At 36.6% G+C, this 23,436-nt stretch carries 8 protein-coding genes; 5 read left to right on the forward strand and 3 right to left on the reverse strand.

What is annotated here, in order from left to right:
• Positions 1 to 16: 16 nt before the first annotated feature.
• Positions 17 to 11,122, reverse strand: a complete 11,106-nt coding sequence (locus IWX84_RS07635; RefSeq protein ID WP_196850149.1) for a PKD-like domain-containing protein — start codon at positions 11,120 to 11,122, stop codon at positions 17 to 19.
• A 396-nt stretch (positions 11,123 to 11,518) separates the two neighbouring features.
• Entirely contained in the window at positions 11,519 to 16,084 is a 4,566-nt protein-coding gene (locus IWX84_RS07640; RefSeq protein ID WP_196850150.1) for a LamG-like jellyroll fold domain-containing protein, read from the reverse strand.
• A gap of 474 nt (positions 16,085 to 16,558) precedes the next feature.
• Here IWX84_RS07640 and IWX84_RS07645 point away from each other — a divergent pair, with 474 nt between their 5' ends.
• The 5 genes from IWX84_RS07645 (at position 16,559) to IWX84_RS07665 (ending at position 21,135) form a co-directional block, all read left to right on the forward strand.
• Positions 16,559 to 17,650, forward strand: a complete 1,092-nt coding sequence (locus IWX84_RS07645; protein ID WP_196850151.1) for an alkene reductase — start codon at positions 16,559 to 16,561, stop codon at positions 17,648 to 17,650.
• A 56-nt stretch (positions 17,651 to 17,706) separates the two neighbouring features.
• Positions 17,707 to 18,768: a class I fructose-bisphosphate aldolase gene (locus tag IWX84_RS07650; protein WP_196850152.1), complete on the forward strand. Its 1,062-nt coding sequence runs from the start codon at positions 17,707 to 17,709 to the stop codon at positions 18,766 to 18,768.
• Between the two features lie 326 nt (positions 18,769 to 19,094).
• Positions 19,095 to 19,601, forward strand: a complete 507-nt coding sequence (locus IWX84_RS07655; protein ID WP_196850153.1) for a hypothetical protein — start codon at positions 19,095 to 19,097, stop codon at positions 19,599 to 19,601.
• 84 nt (positions 19,602 to 19,685) lie between these two features.
• A complete protein-coding gene (locus IWX84_RS07660) occupies positions 19,686 to 20,291 on the forward strand; it encodes an HD domain-containing protein (RefSeq protein ID WP_196850154.1) in 606 nt (201 codons plus the stop codon).
• Complete coding sequence (locus IWX84_RS07665) at positions 20,266 to 21,135, forward strand: YitT family protein (protein ID WP_196850155.1); 870 nt, start codon at positions 20,266 to 20,268, stop codon at positions 21,133 to 21,135. Before IWX84_RS07660 ends, IWX84_RS07665 begins: the two co-directional genes overlap by 26 nt.
• Positions 21,136 to 21,459: 324 nt before the next feature.
• Here the strand turns inward: IWX84_RS07665 and IWX84_RS07670 are convergent, their stop codons facing one another.
• Positions 21,460 to 22,998: a Fic family protein gene (locus tag IWX84_RS07670; RefSeq protein ID WP_196850156.1), complete on the reverse strand. Its 1,539-nt coding sequence runs from the start codon at positions 22,996 to 22,998 to the stop codon at positions 21,460 to 21,462.
• Positions 22,999 to 23,436: the final 438 nt, after the last annotated feature.

Consider the following 23,436-nt stretch of genomic DNA (forward strand, 5'->3'; position numbering starts at 1 on the left):
CAATGGACTTAGTTTTTTACTTTATGAGTATTTTTTTGTTGAACACTCCTTTCGTCGTTTTGATTTTTACAATATAAACTCCTGCAGGCATATTTTTAATTGGAATTTGAATGTTATTTTGTTTTTGATCTGCCACATTCCAATTGGTAATCGATTGCCCCAAAATATTGAAAAGATAAACGGTGCTTATTGTTGCGTCTATAAAATTGTTCTTGATGTTTAAAATTTTATTATTGTTTGTATAGTAAGCCATAATTCCTCCAGTCAATGCGTTATCGTCAACTTTAAGTGATTTATTTGTAAATCGCAGAGAGAACCTGTTGCTGTAATCACCAATGGCAAGAGCAATTGTAAAACTATTTTCTCTAATGTTGTGATACGTTCCAGTTAGGTTGTCATATAAATAAATTTCAATATCGGAAGATACATTTTCGAGAGCATCAATTTTCACAATAACCTTTCCTTCATTAGCAATTATAAGTCCTAATGGAATTATTTGAGTATCGTCAAAATTTGGAACCCCTTGAATAACATATTGACTATTGCTAATTTCCCAAAACATGTCATCTCCATCTAAATCAAACATTGGCGCATCATAACCAATATCAAATTGATTGGTAGTATTTGGATCTGCTCCAACTAATAGTTGTCTGTGTGCACCTTTTGAAGAATCAAAGCCTAATCTAATTTTTGCTCTTGTATCTGAATCTTTTGTTTTAGTTGCTGTACTTGTTTTCATAAAAAGTGAGTTTCCGGTACTTTCCTTCATAAATGCACGTTGGCTATTTTTAAAGATTATGGGGCCCCCTTGAACAGTAGTGGGAATTCCATTTCCCGTTGCAATATCTGAATCGATATAGCCGTCAATAAAGAAACCTTGTGCGACCGGTACATATTGTTGAGGTATTTTTGAACCAGTCGATCCATTATTTACTGTAAGCGGATCGTTCGCAATACCTTTAACACCTCCCATTAAGCTGTAAGTTGCATAACCTCCTTGATATTCAGCAAGTAAATGATTATTTGTTAAACCGAAATGATCCCAAAAATAGAGTGCCCCGCTAAAAGCATTGCCATCTGTTCTTCTGCAGCCTATACAATCTTTTAAATTGTCTTTTATAAATTCATTGGCATCAAGTGCTGAAGGATATGGATTTCCTACTAAATAAGTTTGTTCTACAGTTAATCCTAATGTGATTGTTCCTGAGTTAGGTTTGCCTGCAAAAACATAGTTTTGTAAATCGGTGATGGCGGCAGTTCCACCTGTTCCTTTCATCGTAAATCCTTCTCCGATATTTAAGGTTCCGGTATTAGCTAAATATTTCCATAGATTATAATTATCTAAATTTGAATTTGCACCAGGAGTTAAGGAACTGTATGACCATATCCAGCGGTTGCTTATTTTTATAGGATTTGATAAGATTCCATCTGCATAACTCACACCATCTCCAAAAGCAATAATTTCTTGATTAAAATTTGAGATAGAGATAACATTTGTTATATCTGTACCATCCCTTAAAATACCACCGATAGAATAGTGAGTTGCATCAGCACCAGAACTCACAGGAGAAGACCAATAATTGTAATTAAAACTATTTCTTTGACCTTGTTGATCTCGCAAAAGTACTCCTGAACCGGCGATAGGATTTGCTGTTATTGCTTCTTGAACTAATTGAGCTTCTCCGGTTAAACGCAAATCACCACTTGTCAGTGTGACAAGATTTTTAACGGTTAATTCAAATCCATCAATTACGCTAATTCCTTTAGCCCCGCCAGTGTTATTGGTGGTTAAATTATAAAACGTTTCATTGTTTTTTATACTACTATTTATGTTTTGTATTTGACTAGCAGTCGCGCCATTAAAGGTAACAGTTCCAGTTCCAGGAGTGAAAGTTCCGCTGTTTCTCCAGTCACGACTAATTTGTAATTCAGAATTATTGGTGGAAACCACAGTAACTGAACCATTACTATTTATTATCATGTCTCTGGCACTTGCAATCCCACCGTATAATCCCGCATACGGAGAAGTTTTATCAATGACAGGCAATCTATTACCATTGGCTGCAGTTGGAAGAATGTTAGCGTCTACGGTAAATGATGGTAATCCCTGTTCCCAGTTTTTGCAATCAAACCAGTCAGTGCTCGCAAGTCCTGTCCACCAGCCGGCTCTACCCGTAATAACTTGTACATTTGCCGCGCCGGTTATTCCTCCAGCGAATGGTGTACAATTTTTATCATTTAAGGCCGTAATTGTGTAGGTAGCATTTGCTTTAACATTAGCGACAGTAAAGTTGTAAGGACTTGTCATTATTCCAGTTACGGTTGTTGTGATTGATCCGTTACTGTATGTTACGGTCCAAGGAGCCACACCTGTCAAAGCAACGCTAAATGTAGCAGTTCCATCATAACAAATAGTTTGGTCAGGAAATATATTTGCTGTTGGACGTTTATTAACAATTACCGTTACTAAAGTTGTTCCTTCATCGCCATAACTGGTGCAGCCATTAAGAAAGGAGGTCACCGCATAAGTAGTTGTTACAGGCGGAGTAACGGTAACATTAGTTGTATTGCTAACGCTTATAATTGCTCCTGTATTTTGGTTTAACCATTGGGAGGTTAACTGCGGATCCGGTGCTTGTGGGATTTTAACGTTGTCGATAGCCCATGTGCTGCCGATATTAGGTATTTTAGTACCTCCGGCATTTACTGTTCCAAAAAAGAAAAATCCTATCTTAATGTTCGAATAGCCCATATAAGCGTTCAAATCAAGAGATATGGAGTTAGCAGGATTTGAATTCTTAAACGGATTTTTAATACTTGTGTTCCCATTAAAAGTGGCCAAGGTTACGGCATATGTTAATCCACCATCTAAAGAAATTTTTACCTGAGCATAGTCATTCACATCATCTAATTTATAAGCCTGATCGAATGTTAAATTTGCTGATGTTAATCCAATAAGATCAAATGCTGGTGTCTGCATTACTGAAGTCCTATTACCCCTTGTAATAGCAAATTTCCCATCGCCAGAATCATATTCATCCCCCGCATTACCATTTGTTTCACTAAATTCATTGTTGACACCATTATCACCGCTGGCAGGAAAAATTTTATCATCTACTAGCCAACCTGGTGGGTTAGCTTGATTGAATAAACCTCCAGAAGCTAGATTTTGACTGCTTGAAAAGCCGCTGCTAGAGGTTAATAGTGTGGATTCTCCTTCACATATTGTAGAAGGAATTGCACTTACTGGTGATGGTTTAATATTTGGAATAATAAATAAAGTAGAGATTCCAGAGTTTACAATTGTACAAGAGCTATTTTGAATTACTGCCCTAAAGATGGTGGTCGCAGTTATTCCAGTATAAGTATAGGTTAAACTTCCTGCATTACCTTGTGGAGTCCAAGTGCCTCCTGCATTGGTAGAGGTTTCCCATCGCACGACAGTACCTACCTTTCCATTCAAGGTAATGACTCCATTAGAAAAATGACAATCAGTTAGTCTTGTGGTTCCATTGCCCACATTACTAGAGTTTGAGGTTGAAGCGATAGTGGTTGTACCACCTATAGTCAACGCATTCACTGTTACGTCAACCGTAAAAGCTGCTGCTGTACAAGTGTTTGCAGTAGGAGTAACAGTATAACGAATAATTCCTGCTGTTGTCCCTGTATTAGTTAAAGATTGGGCAATTGTATTTCCCGAACTATTACTAAATCCGGTAATCGTTCCACCATTTGGCGTAGAAATAATAGCTGAGGTCCAGGTATATGTTGTACCGCTAACATTTGAGTTTAGTGGTACATTAGTTGCTGAACCACTACAAATCGTTTGAGCTATCGCAGAGCCTGTTGGTTTTGGGTTGACGGTAACATCAACTATAAAGGGTGATCCTGGGCAGGAGTTCGCCGTAGGAGTAACTGTATAGCGAATACTTCCTGCAGTTGTTCCGCTATTTGTTAAAGTCTGTGCAATTGAAGCTCCTGAACCGCTACCAAACCCGCTTATTGATCCACCAGTTGGGGTAGTTTGACTTGCAGCGGTCCAAGTAAATGTTGTGCCTCCCGTACTTGGGTTTAATATTACATCGGTTGTTGAACCACTACAAATTGTTTGAGCAGTTGCAGAGCCCATAGGATTAGGATTAACAGTTATGCTTCCAGTCAATGAACTATTAACACAACTACCGGCCGTTGATATGGTATAATTAAATGTTCCAGCTACCGCGGAAAAACCACTAATTGTGTAAACGCTAGCAGCAGCATCGTATGACCCACTAAAATTAGCCGGTCCTGGATTCCATGCAATGGTAGGAGTGGAGCCTCCATTACTTATGGTATATTTGATTGGAATAATTGGAGAATTTATACATTTTGTTTGATTATCTGATCCAGTACCTAAGTTCAGGCTGATCGTTGCATCTGCATTAACTGTGATGGTTCCACTTGCAGAAGCGTTACTACAAAGTCCTTGTGTTGTTATCGTATAACTAAAAGTTCCAACTGCAGAAGGAGTACCACTGATTGTAAAAACTCTAGTTCCGGAATTGTATGAACCGGTAACACCAGCTGGTAGTGCACCAGCCGTAATGGAAGCATTAGTTCCACCACCTCCAATAGCGTAACTAATATTGAGTACAGTATTGACACAATTTGTTGGATTGCCTGAACCTGAAGCCGATGATAACACAATGGTTGAATTGGGATTAACGGTAACATCAACGATGAAGGCTGCGCCTGAACAAGAGTTTGCAGTAGGAATAACAGTATATCTAATAATTCCTGCCGTTGTGCCAGTATTGCTTAAAGTTTGCGCAATTGTATTTTGAGTACCATTGCTAACTCCAGATATCGAGCCGCCCGTTGGAGCAGTTTGAATGGCTGCTATCCAAGCATACGTTGTGCCAGTAACAGTCGAGGTTAGCGCTACACTTGTTGTTGAACCACTGCAAATGGTTTGAGCAGTGGTAGAACCTACCGGCGCGGGATCTACTGTTACGTCAACTGTAAAAGCTGTTCCTACACAGGAGTTTGCAGTAGGAGTAATCGTATAGCGGATAGTTCCTGTAGCTGTTCCTGTATTGGTTAAAGATTGGGCAATAATATTTCCCGAACTATCGCTAAATCCAGTAATCGTACCACCCGTTGGAGGAGTTTGAATAGCTGCTGTCCAAGTAAATGTTGTGCCTATAACAGTTGAGTTTAACGCCACATTTGTTGCAGAACCACTACATATAGTTTGTGTCGTGGCAGATCCTATTGGTTTTGGATTGATTGTTAATGTTACTGCTGCAGATTGTATCGACGTGCAAGTATAACCTGAAGGCCCATAAATCACCACATCATAATTGCCAGCTGTGGCCACTGTTGCAGTTGAAACCGTAAAAGTAGGTGCTGTTGCACCTGCTATGATTCCTCCATTTTTTCTCCATTGATAAGTTAAAGGGTCACCGCCAGCATTTGCAGTTACTGAGAAACTGACATTAGGAGTGTCTTCACAAACCGTTTTTGAAATAGGCTGAGAGGTTATGATAATGGATTGATCAACATTCAACGTCACTTGGTTAGAAGTAATAGCTGCGCAAGGTGCGATCCCGCTAACAATTGCATAATAAGGCCCGTCATCAGTTAAAGCAGCTTGTGCAAAATTTAAAATATTAGTTGTAGCGCCAGTTATATTAGCCGAATTTGCAACGGCTACTCCGCTACCTACAGTTCCTTTATACCATTGAAAAGTTAATCCGTCTCCGCTAGCTACTATGCCAAAGGTTGCAGGGTTGGAAACACAAACACCTACATTAGATGGCTGAGTATTGATAGTTACTTGTCGGTTTATAATCAGAATCGAATTGTTTGATGTTACCGGAGTACAAGGACTCGTTCCCGTAATTACTACATTATAATTATTGGCAGCATCAGTAGTTTGTAAATTAGATAGGGTTAAAGTAGGTGAGGTTGCACCAGCTATGTTGGCTCCGTTTACCAAATTAGTGCTGCCTTTTCTCCATTGGTATGCTAAGCCTGCACCTGTTGCATTTACGCTTAAAGCGGCTGTACCACCTGAACATAAATTTTGGGTTGCTGCAGGTTGGGTTATAATTGAGACCGCTTGGTTAACGACCACTGTTGCATTATTTGAAGTCAATGGTGTGCATGGTGCAGTTCCCGTAATTATCACGTTGTAATCAGAAGCCGCATCACCGCTAACTATTGGATTTATAGTTAATGTAGCTGTTGTAGCACCTGAAATAGTACCTCCATCAGTTAAATTAGTAGTTCCTTTTCTCCATTGATACGTTAAACCTGTTCCTGTGGCAAGTACATTAAGACTTGCTGCTGTTCCTGAACAAACGATTTGTGTTGTTGTAGGTTGAGTACCAATGGCCACAATTTGATTTACCAAAAGGGCCGAAATATTTGAAGTAACTGCCGAGCAAGGTGCCGCACCACTTACCACCACAGTATAGTTTGCAGCATCAGCGATGGTAACATTTGTAATCGTTAATGTCGATGAGGTTGCACCAGTTATTGTGCCTCCATCTACTAGATTAGATGTGCCTTTTTTCCATTGGTAATTTAAACCTGTTCCGGTTGCGATCACGCTAAAAGTGGCTGTACTACCTGAACATAAAGTTTGTGTTGATGAAGGTTCGTTTGTTATTGCGACTGCTTGGTTTATCACCAATGCTGCATTATTTGAGGTCAAAGGATTACAAGGAGCTGTTCCGGTAATGACTACATTATAATCAGAAGCGGCATCACCGCTAACCGTTGGATTTATCGTTAAAGTAGCCGAATTAGCACCTGTAATGGAACCTCCATTTGATAGGGGAGTAGTTCCTTTTCTCCATTGATACGATATACCTGTTCCTGTCGCTACTACATTAAAACTTGCTGATGTCCCTGAACAAACGGTTTGTGTTGCGGCTGGTTGAGTCCCAATGGCTACTATTTGGTTTACTGAGATGGCCGATACATCTGAAGTAATTGCTGAACAAGGAGCTGCTCCGCTGACAACTACAGTATAGTTTGCCGCATCAGAAGTGGCAATATTTGTCAAAGTTAAAGTTGATGAAGTTGCACCAGAAACTGTACCATTATCTACTAGATTAGTTGCCCCTTTTTTCCATTGGTAAGTTAAACCAGTACCTGTTGCAGTTATGCTAAAGGTGGCCGTACTTCCTGAACATAAAGTTTGCGTTATTGCTGGTTGGGCAGTTATCGCGACAACTTGGTTAACGACCAGTGCTGCATTATTTGAAGTCAAAGGGTTACATGGAGCCGTTCCTGTAATGACTACATTATAATCAGAAGCTGCGTCTGCAGTAACTGTTGGATTGATAGTTAAAGTTGCCGAAGTAGCTCCTGTAATGGTCCCTCCATTTGATAAATTAGTAGTTCCTTTTCTCCATTGATACGTTAAACCAGCTCCTGTTGCTACTACATTCAAACTTGCTGATGTTCCCGAACAAACGGATTGAGTTGTTGCAGGTTGAGTCCCAATGGCAATTATTTGGTTTACCAAAAGGGTCGAAATATTTGAAGTAACTGCCGAGCAGGGAGCAGCGCCACTAACTATTACTGTATAATCTGCCGAATCTGCTGCTGTTATATTTGTTAAAGTTAATGTTGATGAGGTTGCTCCAGATACGTTGCCTATGTTTCCTAAATTTGTTCCTCCTTTTTTCCATTGATAGGTTAAGCCGGAGCCAGTTGCGCTAACACTAAAAGTAGCTGTACTTCCCGAACATAAGGTTTGGGCTGTTACTGGTTGAGAAGTTATGGTGACCTTTTGGTTTACGGTTAGATTAATTGTAGCCGTTCCAGCTACATTGGGGCATCCACCACCGGTAGGCGTATTAGTAGTAATCGTTAAAATGTCACTACCAATTGTTATAGCAGGAGTGTAAGTTGCACTTACTAAAATCGGATTGGTTGTAGAAGTAACAATATTTGAAAAAGTCCCATTTTGAGCAGTCCAAGTTCCGGAGGTTGCATTTCCCGTTAAGGTTCCAACAACCGAAATTGAACCATCTGAACAGACAGATTGTGTAGCTGACGGCACAGTCACTCCATTGAAGCTATTGACATTAACAACTAGATTACTTGAAGGTCCACTATTTCCACAGGGATTATAAGCTGTTACAGTAATATTATTATTTCCTAATGTAGCATTTGTAGCCACACTGACCGTTATTTGAGAAGTTCCTGCGCCCGACGTTATTGAAAACCCTGTTGGTAAATTCCATACATATGTTTCTCCACCTGACATATTAACTGGTATGTTATATACTAATCCAGTGGCTGGAGGACAGATTGCAATGGGGCCAGAAGGTTTATTGTCCTTATTATTTCCATTTCCCACAGTTGGAGCCGCAGTATATACTGTCATAGTAATACTATTACTTGTCGCTGTTGATCCGCAAGTAGCACTTGAAGTCATAAACACAGTTATCACTGAGCCTGCAGCCAGAGAGCTAGTGGTATAAGTTGAACTTGTAGCCCCTGTTATAACGGATCCATTATTTTTCCACTGATATACGGGAGTTGGCCCACCATTTACTGGCGTTGCCGTAAATGTAACGCTTGCTGCAGCGGTTGAACAAATTGATGTGGATGTAGATGTAATAGTCACAGAGGGTACTATAACGGTGTTAACATTGATCGTTCCAGTCGCTGTGGTCTGATTGCAAGTTCCTGTAGTTGTCACCGTGTAAGGAAAGGAGCCACTAACTGTAGGTGTTCCGTTTATTGTGTATGTTCCGCCACTATAATTGCCATTTACTCCGGTTGGTAAGCCTGTTACGGTTGCTCCAGTTCCCCCACCAGTGATAGCATAAGTAATCGTACTGATTGTGGTATTAATACACCGGGTTTGATTGTTTGAGCCTCCTGCTGAGGAAAGAGCGATTGCTGCATTTGGACTTACTGTAATTGTTCCAGTTGCTGTTGCTTGAACACAAGCACCTGCGGTCGTTACCGTATAGGGAAAAGAGCCACTCGCTGTGGGTGTACCATTTATTGTAAATATCCCCCCACTATAATTAGTTGTCAGTCCTGCAGGTAAGCCAGTAACGGTTGCACCAGTTGCTCCACCGCTAACTGCAAATGTGATATTGGTAATCGCGACGTTAATACATTTTGTTTGGTCATTTGAACCTGCTCCAGATGTTAAATTGATTGCTGCATTAGGAGTAACAATAATGGTTCCCGTGGCTGTTTTTTGGGCGCAAGTCCCAGTAGTTGTTATTGTATAAGGAAAAGATCCGCTTGCTGTGGGTGTACCGCTTATTGTAAATGTACCGCTATTAAATACACCTATTATACCTGCCGGTAAGCCCGTTACTCCAGCCCCAGTTCCTCCACCACTTACGGCAAATGTGATGGTAGTTATTGCTGTATTAATGCATCTCGTTTGATTATTCGTGCCTGCGGCGGAAGTTAAAGCGATTGCTGCATCTGGACTGACTGTAAGTGTTCCGCTTGATGTTGCTTGAACACAAGATCCTGTGGTTGTCACTGTATAAGGAAAAGTTCCACTAACTGTAGGAGTTCCGGCAATTGTGAAGGTGCTTGCACTAAAGCTTCCTGATAGTCCGGCAGGGAGTCCTGATACAGTAGCTCCGGTTCCTCCACCACTTATATTATAGCTAATATTTGTTAGTGCAGTATTGGCACATAAGGTCTGATTATTTGTGTTAGCTCCTGAAGTCAAGCTGATGGCTGCATCTGGATTTATCGTAATTGTTCCTGTAGCTGTTGTCTGCGTACAGGTGCCTGTAGTGGTCACAGTATAACCAAAAGATCCAATTGCTGTAGGTAATCCACTTATGTTAAAGTTTCCTCCACTAAAAGTACCATTTACTCCTGCAGGTAGTCCTGTTACAATTGCTCCAGTTCCTCCACCACTTATCGCAAATGAAATAGTACTTAGCGGAACGTTTATACATCTGGTTTGATTATTAGTACCTGCTCCTGATGTCAAACTAATTGTTGCTATAGGATTGACCGTTATTACACCAGTTGCTGTTGTTTGGACGCAGGTACCAGTTGTTGTAACTGTGTATGTAAAAGAGCCACTTGTTGTGGGTGTGCCGCTAATTATAACTACTCCTCCACTAAAACTGCCTGTTAAACCTGCGGGCAGACCAGTCACGACTGCTCCAGTTCCTCCACCGCTAATTGTAAATGTAATAGACGAAAGTAGCGAATTAGCGCATAAGGTTTGACTGTTGCTGCCGACTCCAGACGTTAAACTGATTGCAGCATTTGGATTGACTGTTACTTGAATAGCGTTACTAGTTACCATCGAAGGTGAGGGGCATGTGGCAGAAGAAGTAACGTCCAAAGTAATGTTATCATTATTCGAAAGTGCGTTTGAAGTAAATGAGGCGCTGTTTGCTCCAACTGGGATTCCATTTATACGCCATTGATAGGTGGGGTTTAGCCCTCCATTATTTAAATTGTCAACATTAAATGTGACAGCAGTTCCAATACAAAATGTTGTTTGTGTAGCTGAGATAGTAACCGATGGAACAAGCAAAGTATTTACAGTCATCGTTAATATATTGCTTGTGGCGGTAGGAGGTGAGGGACAATTCGAAGTGGAAGTCATAACCACTTTTACCTGATTTCCATTTGTTAAGGCAGAAGTTATATAAGTTGCGCTATTAGTTCCAACTGGAGTTGCACCAACGTACCATTGATAGGAGGGAGTTGTACCGCCATTAACTGGGGTTGCTGTAAAGGTAACGGAAGTTCCTGCACAAATAGTGCTTCCAGTGTTGGCTGCGATTGAGACTGCTGGAACTAAAATTGGATTAACCGTAACAGTTGAGGTATCAATATAAGGGGAAGGACATCCTACCGCTATGATATTGTAAGTGGTTGTTGAAGATGGAGTGACGATAAAAGTAACATCCGCTCCATTTCCTGTTTTAGTTGCAATAATAGAAGTGCCAATTCTTAATTGATAATCTTGCAAGTTTACACTACCAGTCAAAATTATTGAAGCACTTTGTCCGCTACAAATTAGATCATCCGATACGTTTCTTTCAGCGCAATCTTGCCCAAAACAATAAAGACTACTTAGAAACAATAAAATTATAAGAAAGTATTTTTTTTTCATGACACCTACGATTTAGAATCAAACAATTAATGATCTATAAAATTCACTAAGTTGATACTAAGTCAATTTTATAAATAAAATAATATTTATAGTAGGTGCATTATTTCCATTAAAAAGAATAGAAGCGGATTTAATAATTTTATGGTTTAATTCGTTAAAATTATTTTTCTAATGTAAAATATAGATTTGGGCTTATCTACCTTAAAGTTAGGTGATTAAAATTTAATTTTAGATTTTTAAAATCTATTTTCGATTAAAGTATTTTTTCTATCGATGAAATACTTTTTTTAAGAATAATTAGTTTCTTTTTTCGGACATTTTATTTACGCTAAATATGTATAACAAAAAAACTGCCTTAAGGGCAGTTTTTTACTTGTAAAAGGTTTGTTTTAATACTTATGGGATAATTATTTTCTTGCTAAAACCTCCTTGTGACGTTTGAACTTTGGCAATGTATATACCTGAACTTAAATTTAAAATAGGTAGTTGAATATTTTGCTCATTTTGATTTTCAATTTCCCATGTGGCAATTGACTGCCCATTCATATTATATAAAGTTACTTTTTGAACACTTGTGATTAATGATTTATTACTGATCTCTAAAACATTTTTTTTCTGAAGATGTGTCATTTTTACATCATCCGTTTCTTTGTCTTCCTCTGTGTCTTTTGTGTCTTTTTCTTTTTTAATTTTTTCTTTAAAACATAATGAAAAACGATCATTATTCTCACCACTTAAAATCAAAACTTCATATTGTTTTTTTCGAATGTCGTTATAGGTGTTGTTTTCCGAATCATAAATAAATATTTTTTCATTTTTGTCAAAGTTTTCTAAACCATCAAGCATGAATTTTACTTTTCCGTCAGTATCAGCTTTCACACCAATAGGATAGGAGCTGTTTCTATCAAAGAAGCCTTCTCCTTGAATTACTAATTGATCCTCACCATTCAAAAAATACATGTCGTTAGGAAAGTAATCGAAATTATATCCGTCATAGCCATTATCAATTTCTGAAGTTGCTTTCTCATCCATGAATCCTAATAATACTTGGCGGTGATAATTATTATTGGAATTATAACCCAAACGAATTCTTTTGTAAGTGTCTTTTTGTATTATATCATTATTATTGTTATTCCAAATTTTGTCTTTCGTAGCAGTAGATTTAAACATCATATTAGAGACACCCACTTCATCTTCTTTATGAAATCCTCTTTGGCTATTTTTATAAGTAATAGGGCCTCCTGAACCAATATTTCCATATACAAAAAAGCTTTGTCCAACGGGAATAAATTGATTTGGAATACCTCGAGTACTAGACCCTAAGCCACTTATGAAATCGACCCCTACTGAGGTTGAAGGAACTCCACCTGTTAAATTTCTTTCCGCATAACCACCTTGATAATCTCTTAGAATATGGGTGTCGTTAGTGGTATACTGTTCCCAAAAATATAAAGTACCATCCATAGAACTTAAATTATCATTTATGAATGCATTAGCATCCATGGCCGAAGGATAGGGATTTCCGGTTAAAAGCAACTGATCAGCACTTACACTATTTGAAGCAATTGTTCCATTATTTGGTTTTCCTACGAAAGTATAGTTTTGGGTACCGGATAGCGATCCACTTCCTTTTAACGTAAATCCTTGCCCTACTCGAAGCAAACCTGTTTCCCCAATTTGTGACCAGTTAGCATAAGCATTGGCGGAATTGTCAAATTTATAAATCCAATATCTAGCTAGGCTAATAGGGGAGCTCGCGGAACCATCATAACCACCAATCCAATTTATAGTTTGTGGGGTTGTAGTACTTCCGTCTTTCATAACACTTGTAACCGTATAATCAATATTGTTGGCACTTGTGTTTATCGGACTCACTGGAGAACTCCAATAATTATAGTTGTATTTGTTTGATTGTCCTTGTTGGTCTCTCTCTATTGATCCAGCACTTAAAACATCTAGAATACTGCCGTCGGTTTGTACTAATTGTGATTTTCCGACTAAATCTATTTTACCATTTAATTTTAAATAGTGTGATATTTCTATCTTATTATCATTATTTGCTCCTAGGGTGTTACTCCCAACTATTAATCCTAATACAGTTTTGTTGCCAATAGTGGTAATATTATTATCAGTTTTAACAATATTCCAATCAACAAAAGTGGAGTTATCAACGCCCTTTGTATTCGGAATACTCCATACATTGCCATATGTCCATGTACTAGTGTTTTCCCATGCATTATTTGTTGAAGAAGTGTAAGGTAGCGGAGCTGTTTCAGGCTGTGCTGTACCAATACCAATTAATCTACCGTTGCGTGTGTTGGCTGTTTTGTCTATTAAATATCCCCCGATAAGGTCACTTTGTTGAATCATTTGATAATATCCAGCTAGATTTCCCCAAGTTAATCCTGAAACGGTTAGTGGTACAGTTGATCCAAAAACATTGGTGCTATTATTTTCAATTTTTTGATTCATCATCTGATGCGTTTGCGCTTCTGTCAAAGCCACATTCCAAACTCGAAGTTCTTGCATCCAGCCAGTAAAATAATTAGTTGGAAGATAGGGATAAGTGGTACCTTGAATCATTGCGCCCAAAATACATTTTGAACTTGAATTTGCAGTTGGATTAGATCCAGTTACAGCAGCATGAACAATCACGCCATCAATATAAAGTTTATAAGATGTTCCGTCAAATGTAACGGCTACATGATACCATCTTCCTGTAGTGACAGGAAAAGTAGACGGTATAGAATTACCATTGTTCCAATTAAATGAAATCGTGTTATTAACCAACCTTAAATCATAACCGTCCATTAAAGTGATCGAATTTCTCTTAGAAAAAATAGTTTGAATATTTCCATTTGTAGCTCCTGGTTTAATCCATGTTTCGATACTAAATGCTCCACTGTTTAAATTAAAATTGTTACTGAAATTAACGTTATCATCTATTCCATCAAAATCCAATTTATTGCAAAGACCAATGCTAATCTGCACATCGTCAGTAACCTCAGGGCATCCTCCACTACTTGAGATTGTCCATCGGAGCGTATAAACTCCAGTATTTGGACTGTAAAATTCCGATGCGGGGCTTGTTGAGTTGGAGAAAATTTCTCCACCACCAGAAGGGCCGCTAACAATTGACCAGCTTCCGCTTGTTCCACTTGTAGCAGCTAATTTTACTGATTCCAATCCACAAGAAGGAGTTAAATCCGCACCTGCAAGTGTTGACGTGCAAGAGCTTGTATTTATCGCTACTTTTATTGATCCGTCAATTGGTAAATGGCAAGAGGAGTTATCATATCCTTGGAAAAAATATTTTGTAAATGAAGAACCGGATATTGCACCTGTCCCAATTATTGTTCCTTTTTCTAAAGAAACCAACGGATTGCAACCAGCATTTATTAAAACACTGCAGTCATTTGTAACATTGAGGGTAAAGCTTAAATCGGCATAGACATATTCTGGATGACCAGATGTGATAGGTAATGTACCTAAATTCCAAATAATTTTGTTTGTTGCTGAATCATAATAGGGAGCTGTACCTGGGCTAAAACCGTGAAAGGTGTGGTAAGTAATAGTTCCTCCTGTATTGAAAATTGCGGTTGTTGGAATGGGAATTGTGATTATGGTATTATTCGTGGCTTCGGTTCCTTCATTTGTAATATTGAGAGAATAGTTAATGGTTTGGCCAGGTAATGCATTTAAAATAGGAGGGTTTGTAACATTGTTAATCGAATTTACACTTATTAGCCCTTTTGGCTCGGGGATATAGGCATCTACTGACATTGCAAATCCAAATATGGTAAATACGTCAGAAGAGGATCCGAATCTAAAAGTAGTGGCGGTTTGGTTATTAGCAATCACTGAATTTAGAGAGTTTGGGATTGTAAACATACTAAAGTCAACTCCTGTATTGTTTTGTAAAATTGGATTGCTTTTTCCTACAACCGGTACTGGGAATATAGACGAATTGAAGAAGTTGTTAGTTGAATTTCCTGAGTGATTTAACGTTAAGTAATTAGTATTATTATATGTTTTGTTGGGATCAGCGGTAAGTTTTTGTACGGCTAGATAATCACCGGTTAATGCAATATCTCCTTCAGCAGCCATAACACCCAATTTCATATTTACCGGTCCGGACCCTACTGTGGTAAATCCCGAAACAGGAATGTTTCCATATTCACCCCCACCTGAAAGTTGTCCGTTTACAAAGGCGTATCCGTCAAAAACAGTTACAGCTCGGCTCTTCATTAACGGATTTTCATAAATAACAACCATTACCCAACCTCCTGATAATCCTGGATTAGCATTCGTTCCTTCTGTTAACGCGATGTCGGCAACAGTATAAGCTCCAGGACCATATGTTTTTACATAGTCAGTTATTTCTTGGTAACCGATAAAAATTCCGCTTTGAGAAGCTCCAGGAAATCGGATATCCGAATTAACTCCATTAGGCTTTGCCGTTATAGTTGTATAAGCGGCAGCGCCTGGTCCCTTTATAGAAATTACTTTTTTGTCATAATTTTTCGTGACGGAGTTTTTTGTCACTGAAAACGTCTCATTTGCATCATCTGATTTTCCAGTCCAATATAATCCTGCATAAAGGATGGTTGAACAAGATTGGTTAGCGCTATTTTCTCCTGAATTAGATATTTCAAGAGTAGCCATAGAAGAATTTAAAGTAGAAGAATTACCATCAATATCAACATATTTCATTGACTTGCCTTCGTTATCAGTATTCGTTCCGTAAGTAACAAGAGTTAAGTTGGTGTTGCCTACCATGGTAAAATCACCCTTGACATTATAAATAGTTTTGGCAGGTGTGGCAGCAGAAGTTCTTTGGGAAAAATTAACTTGAGGAGATGTTAGGGTTTGTGCATTAATTACAACATTGGGTACAAGCAACATCAAAATTAATGTGAATAATATAATTAATTTTCGATTTCTTAAAGTAATTTTCTTCATGATTTTCTTCTGTTTAATGTTGTGTTTTCTTTAATATCAAAAAATAAAATATTCTTTTAACAGGTTTAAATTTAAATGTTTTGTTTTTTTTAATAGATTAAAAACGTAAAAAATCGATGAAATGCATAAAAAATAAAATTATGTAAGTTTAATAATATATAATGATAATTATTTTGTGAATACTTTAACGTGGGTGTTTTTTAATTTAATTACATATACTTTGTGGTAAACAAGGTCAATTTTTAGTAACGTAAGCAAATAATAAAAAAATATAATTTGGGATGTTCAAAACGAAATTTGCTATAAAAAATAGATAAGAAGGTAAGATTTAGAAATTGTTTTTAAAATTTCCTTTTTTGATTATTGATTTCAAATTGATAATTCAATCAACGAATTCTACTAATAAACAAAACGATATTGCATTTTTAAAAATATTTTTAAATATCTTTATACTAAATATTTAAGATAAAAAACATGAAAACATACGAATTATTTTCGCCAAAAACATTGGGTTCCGTCAGTTTGAAAAACAGAATTGTAATGGCACCTATGACGCGATGCAGAGCAATTGACAATATTCCTAACGAACTGATGGCAGAATATTATACACAACGTTCAAATGCAGGATTGATAATAACGGAAGGAACATCTCCATCACCCAACGGTCTTGGATATGCAAGGATTCCGGGTGTTTTTAGTGAGAAACAGGTGGAAGGTTGGAAAAAAACGACAAAGAGTGTCCATAAAAACGGCGGAAAAATAATTGTTCAACTCATGCATTCTGGACGAATCAGTCATCCGCTTAATATGCATAAAGATACCCAGATACTTGCTCCCTCTGCAGTAAAAGCAGCTGGACAAATGTGGACCGATTTAAAAGGATTACAGGACTTTGTCACTCCAAAGGAAATGACAGTTCAAGAGATTCTCCATGCCAGAACTGAATATGTTGCCGCTGCCGAAAATGGGCTATTTGCTGGCTTTGACGGCGTAGAATTACATGGAGCGAATGGCTATCTTTTAGAAGAATTCCTGTCGCCTATCAGTAATATTCGTCAAGACAATTACGGTGGAAGTATCGAAAACAGGTGTCGTTTTGTACTTGAAGTGGTTGCTGCCGTTGCAAATGCCATTGGAAAAGAAAAAACAGGCATTCGTTTATCTCCCTATGGAGCGGCTAGTGATATGCCGCATTATCCTGAAATTGATGCTACTTATGATTATTTGTCTAAAGAGTTAAACAAATTAGATATTGCCTATATTCATCTTGTAGATCACTCCGCTATGGGTGCTCCAGCTGTTCCTTTGGAAATAAAAAAATTGATTCGAAACAATTTTAAAAACACAATTATCCATTGTGGCGGCTACGATAAAGAAAGTGCGGAAACGGTTATTGAAAGTGGGCTTGCAGACCTGGTAGCTTTTGGGCGACCATTTATTAATAATCCAGATCTTGTTGAAAGATTTAAAAACAATTGGCCTTTATCGCAGGATCTCAACATGGATTTATTTTACACAGCCGATGAAAAAGGATATACTGATTATCCATTTTATAAAATTGATTAAATAGCACGTTTACTTTTTTAAAAAATAGATATAGAAACCTTCAGATAAAAGTTGAAATGAAAGACATCACCCAATTGTTAAATTTATTAGGTAAGGACAAAGAGTTCTTATTGAATCATGTGTGTAAAACAGTTTTAAAAGACCAGATTCATTTGCCTAATCCGGCACACGTAGATGCTAATTTTTTGCAGAGTAATCGCAATGGGCAAACAATCCGAAGTTTAGCGCAACTGTATCAACACGGAAGGCTTTCAAATACAGGTTATCTTTCAATTTTGCCCGTAGATCAAGGTGTGGAACATACTGCCGGAAGTTCTTTTTCTCCAAACCCCATTTATTTTGATCCGGAAAACATTGTAAAATTAGCCATTGAAGCGGGCTGCAATGCCGTGGCTTCTACCATGGGAGGACTAGCAATGTTGTCTAGAAAATATGCGCACAAAATTCCATTTGTGGTCAAATTAAATCACAACGAATTAATGACTTACCCCAATAAATATGATCAAATTATGTTTGGTAGCGTTAAAGATGCTTGGAATATGGGGGCAATTGCTGTGGGGGCGACCGTTTATTTTGGCTCTGCCGAATCCGACAGACAAATCATCGAAATTGCAAAAGCTTTTGAAGAGGCACATAATTTAGGAATGGTGACAATTCTTTGGTGCTACACCAGAAATGACGGCTTTACCAAAGATGGAATCGATTACAGTACGGCTGCTGATATTACCGGACAAGCCAATTATTTAGGCGTTTCCATTCAAGCAGATATTATCAAACAAAAAATGCCAACAAATAATGGTGGATTTACGGCAGTAAAATTTGCCAAAACAAATCCTGCGATGTATACTCAATTAGCTAGCGATCATCCTATAGATTTATGCCGATATCAAGTACTGAACTGTTATTCTGGGCGTATTAGCCTAATTAACTCAGGAGGAGAGTCAAAAGGAGAAAGCGATTTGGCGGAAGCCATAAAAACAGCGGTAATAAACAAACGTGCTGGTGGAGCAGGTATGATTATGGGACGAAAAGCGTTCCAACGACCTTTTAGTGAAGGGGTGGAACTGATAAATGCGGTACAGGAAATATACTTGGCCAAAGAAATTTCTATTGCCTAGTTTTTATATAGACTCGAAAATTGGATTAATATTAAAAGAAGGCTTTGAGTTAAATTCTCAAAGTTTTTTTTTGTTGCAGTAAGAACAACATCTGAATTATGAACCTTTAGTACTTCGGAATAAATATAGTTTTTGAATTCATTTAAAAATTAAATTTAGATGCCAAAATTCATAAAAAAAATTCAATTTTAGAAAAGTATTGACATAGATTTTTATTTACATTTATTTGTAAGATTCTTACAATTAAAGTGTTACATTTGAAACATAGTGCTTGATAATCATCATGCAAAAAAATATTATAAACCGTTTACGAAATTCAACTAAAGATGAGAAGAGGTTTACTAGTTGCGATTTTATTATTCTTTGCCATACAATTTCAGTTAAAAGCACAGGAAATAACAGTTATTCTGCATCCATTGGTTGGAGCGACTATTGATAAAATAGAAATGGATAAATACCAGATTTTTACTGACTATAGGAATCCCGATATAGAATATTTCATTGTGAATACACATAATGAAATAATCAATTTAATTGGTATGAAGGAACAACAAGTCATTTTTAGAATAGAAATTGGTACTGCCTATTTTTCAGTTCAAAGAGAAAACATTGAAAAATTGAACAAATATTATACCTCATTACCTAAGAATGATTCAACTTCATTAATCATTAATAGAAAATTTCATATAAATAATGAAGCTTTAAATGTGAATCAAAAAATTGTTACTCCTGAATTAATTAAAAGTATTAAGGAGAGCAAAAGGCAAAAGCAATCGCAAGAGCAAACGAAGGAAAACGAAATAAATAGGTCAAAAGGATTCAGAAATAAATAAAAGTATGGCCTGCTCATTATAAAATAATTGCATATCACAATTATTTAAATCTTTTGTAATATATTAGCTATAGATATAAAAATCATGCAGCATCTACCTGAATGTCAACTTATAATGGCCAAATTAAAAAAAGATTTGCCACCGCATATTCACTATCATACCATTGAACATACTATGGATGTATATGACCGTGCCCAATTTATTGCAAAAGAGGAAGGTGTTTCTCACTCGGATATAAAATTACTCCTTATCGCTGCTATTTACCATGATGCCGGATATCTAAAACAAAACGAAGATCATGAGCTGATTTCATGTCAAATGGTGAGAGAATATTTACCACAATTTAGTTACAGTGTTGATGACATTGAGAGAATCTGTACTCTTATTATGGCAACAAAAATTCCACATAAGCCTAAGACACATTTGGAAGAAATAATTTGTGATGCCGATTTGGATTATCTGGGCAGAGATGATTTTTTTACAATAGGAGAAAAGCTTTATCTTGAATTTTTAGAATTAGGGAAAATATTTACTCGGAACGAATGGAATACGATTCAGGTTAATTTCCTTCAGCAGCATCATTTTTTTACATCAACATCCATTAGTTTAAGACAAACTATAAAAGATAAAAATCTGAATATTTTAATTCAAAAAACTAGTATTGATGAAAAAAATAGTTTCCCACAATGATATCTCTGATATGCTATATACGGTTACCGGTATTCTTTTTTGTGGTTTTGCACTAAAAGGTTTTTTGGTACCAAATCAGTTCTTCGATGGAGGAATAACTGGTATATCATTGTTACTTCACGAATTATACCATTGGAATATTGGGTATATTATTGTACTTGCTAATATTCCGCTTATCATTTTGGGGGCTTTTCAGATCAACAAAAAGTTTGCTATTCGAACATTTGCGGCAGTTATTGGCTTGGCACTTTGTTTGCACTTTCTTCCCTATCCTCAAGTTACCTCAGATAAATTGCTTGTATCTATTTTTGGAGGTATATTTATGGGCCTTGGCGTGGGTTTGGCAATGAGAGGGGGATGTGCTTTGGATGGAATCGAAGTTTTGGCTTTATACACGGTAAAACGAATCAGTTTTACCATAAGCGAGATTATACTTGGAATAAACATTATTATTTTCTTAGTCGCTGCCATAAAACTCGGACTTCCTGTAGCGCTCTATTCTATATTGACCTATTACACAGCCTCTCGTACCATAAATTTTGTTGTTGAGGGAATTGAAGAGTATACAGGGGTTACTATAATTTCAGGAAATAGTGAAATAATAAAGGAAAAATTGGTGATGGGTCTAGGGCGAGGAATAACTATTTACAAAGGAGAACGAGGATTTTTAAAAGAAAATTTTAGCCAAAGCCATCCCGTTGACATTGTATTTACCGTTGTCACCAGAATGGAATTAAGGCGATTAAAAAACATGGTTCATGGCATTGATCCCAAAGCTTTTATATTTACCAGCATCATAAAAGAAGCAGCGGGAGGTATACTGAAACGCAGGGCAAGGCATTAGGGTGTTTATCTTAACTCTAATTCCTTATTCTTGAACAGTGATGTTATAACTATTTCAAATGAAAAAACCCTTAAACAATTGTTGTTTAAGGGTTTGTAAGTAGCAGAACGGGATTTGCACCCGTGACCTCAGGGTTATAAATCCCAGATTTGTGATTTTTTAAATATATAAAACGTTGGTAATTAAATATTAGTTTTATTGGTAATCTTGTTTTGACTAGTCTTAAGATCATTTCGTCACTCTTTTTCGTCACTCCTTTATTTGTGGAAATAGTAAGGCTAAAAAGTTTGTTAAAACAAGTTTTAGCTAGAGTTGTGATGAAAATTAATTATTAAAAATTGAAATATAATTTTCTTCAATTTCTTTTATCTCAATTTCAGATAGGACATTAAACTCTTTTTCTAGAGCTCTTTTTGAAAGTATCCCATTATTTTGTTCTAAAGATCGAATGAGTAATGCAACTGTTTTGTCTGGCATTTGAAAGATATCATCCAAATATTTTTTCATAGCATCGTATTTCTGTAGATAGTTTACCTCATTAGGAATTACATTTACAATAGTATCATTAACACAATCAAATAAGAATTCTGCTTGTTTAGTTGCGTCAAAATAACGGTAATAATCAATTGTTTCGTTCAAAACGGCTACATTATTAGATTCTGTCGTTCTCCATTCTATAAAGTCCAATAATGGATGTGAATAAGATTCTAATACTATTCTATAATCGTCAATATGATTTAAAATAGAAGCAGACACCGGGAAGATTATTCCTTGTTGTGCAAATTGCATTTTGGTTAAAATATGATGTATTATATATCGGTGTATTCTTCCGTTGCCATCTACAAAAGGATGAATAAAAACAAATCCAAAAGCTATTTTTGCAGCTGCCAAAACAGCATTAAAGCCAGTTTCTTCAATGTTTTTATAGGTTGCAATTAATCCGTCCATCAATTTTTCAATATCTTGCCATTTTGCTGAAATATGTTCTGGCATTGGTTCTCCACTAACTCGGTCATGTTCCCCCACAAAGCCCCCTTCGTCCCTATAACCCATTTTTAGGAAACGACTATTTTCTATCACTATTTGTTGTAATCGCAATAGTTCTTCTTTCTCTAATGGTTTTGAACCTGCTTGACCTATGGCTTTTCCCCACCTAATTGCTCTATTATTAGAGGGGGTTTCTCCTTCTATGGTAAAAGATGCTTTGGAATCTTTTAGCAACAAAAATGCTGATGCTCGTTGTAGTACGTCTTTGTGAATTGCGTTTAAATAACTATTTTTTTTATTGGAAAGATCATCAGCTATATAATCATTCAATTTTGGAGTTTTAAATATTAGCGGACAAAAATCAACAGTACCAGGTAAGTTGTTTTTTATACGATGTCGGCTGGAATTTGTACTTATAGGCAAAGCAAATTGTTTATCCTCATCAATTAGGATAACGAAATTTCCTTTATTTAAATCTGGAATTGGAAGTGACTTCCCCATAAGCCATTCGTATAAGAACCAGACTTTACGGCTGTATTGTCCTTGCGGTTCTATTTGTACCAATGAAGTTATTGTTTCTTCTGATAGTTGTTCAAATAGTTTTTTAAAAAACAATAAATTTATTCCTTCGTATTTTAAAGCAAATATCAATTGTTTATACAGTGAGTCTTCCGGTTCGTGACGTGAAGTAAGCACCTGCCAATGATTAGTTGTGTATTGACGTTTTTTAGGACTAATTAATGATAAACGATTTGGGAATGGCACAGCCAGAGTTAAAGCCTCTATTAAGGCACCATAACCTACCAGTATTCCTTCTTCAGGTGCTTTACGACCGTGAAAAACACTTATTTTTAGTGAAAATTGATTAGTAATCATGTGTATTGGTGAAAATTGATTATTCAAAAATAAGTGAAAAATACTTATATCCGGTGAAAAGAACTTTTTTTTTATCAATTTAGAGAAAAAACACTTATTGTTATGGATTTAATTATGTGAAATGAATATAACTAAAATTTTAGCAACCGTTTAGATAATTGCGATTCAGTTCTGAATGATAAATTATATAAAAAACTGTAAAAATCTTAATTGTAAAATTGAATTATTCTTGATACAATTCAGATTTGGAAATAGTCTTGTTTAGTTTGAATGAAATAATTTTATCAAAACTGTTTTATTTATGTAAAATATTAAGTTCAAGTAAGTCTATCCAAATAATAAATCCTTTCTTTCAAAAAAGGGTCTGAGTTTAAAAAACATAATACTCTTAAAAAGGCTGAATAGTAATATTCCTGACGTATGAAAGGTGTATTGTTC

Origin of the sequence: Flavobacterium sp. CG_9.10, assembly GCF_015752245.1 — a bacterium.
Lineage (GTDB): Bacteria > Bacteroidota > Bacteroidia > Flavobacteriales > Flavobacteriaceae > Flavobacterium.

What these genes read in the sequence shown, in the direction of transcription:
- IWX84_RS07635 (WP_196850149.1), bottom strand. Translation starts at nt 11,122, where the DNA reads ATGAAAAAAAAATACTTTCTTATAATTTTATTGTTTCTAAGTAGTCTT.
- IWX84_RS07640 (WP_196850150.1), bottom strand. Translation starts at nt 16,084, where the DNA reads ATGAAGAAAATTACTTTAAGAAATCGAAAATTAATTATATTATTCACA.
- IWX84_RS07645 (WP_196850151.1), top strand. Translation starts at nt 16,559, where the DNA reads ATGAAAACATACGAATTATTTTCGCCAAAAACATTGGGTTCCGTCAGT.
- IWX84_RS07650 (WP_196850152.1), top strand. Translation starts at nt 17,707, where the DNA reads ATGAAAGACATCACCCAATTGTTAAATTTATTAGGTAAGGACAAAGAG.
- IWX84_RS07655 (WP_196850153.1), top strand. Translation starts at nt 19,095, where the DNA reads ATGAGAAGAGGTTTACTAGTTGCGATTTTATTATTCTTTGCCATACAA.
- IWX84_RS07660 (WP_196850154.1), top strand. Translation starts at nt 19,686, where the DNA reads ATGCAGCATCTACCTGAATGTCAACTTATAATGGCCAAATTAAAAAAA.
- IWX84_RS07665 (WP_196850155.1), top strand. Translation starts at nt 20,266, where the DNA reads ATGAAAAAAATAGTTTCCCACAATGATATCTCTGATATGCTATATACG.
- IWX84_RS07670 (WP_196850156.1), bottom strand. Translation starts at nt 22,998, where the DNA reads ATGATTACTAATCAATTTTCACTAAAAATAAGTGTTTTTCACGGTCGT.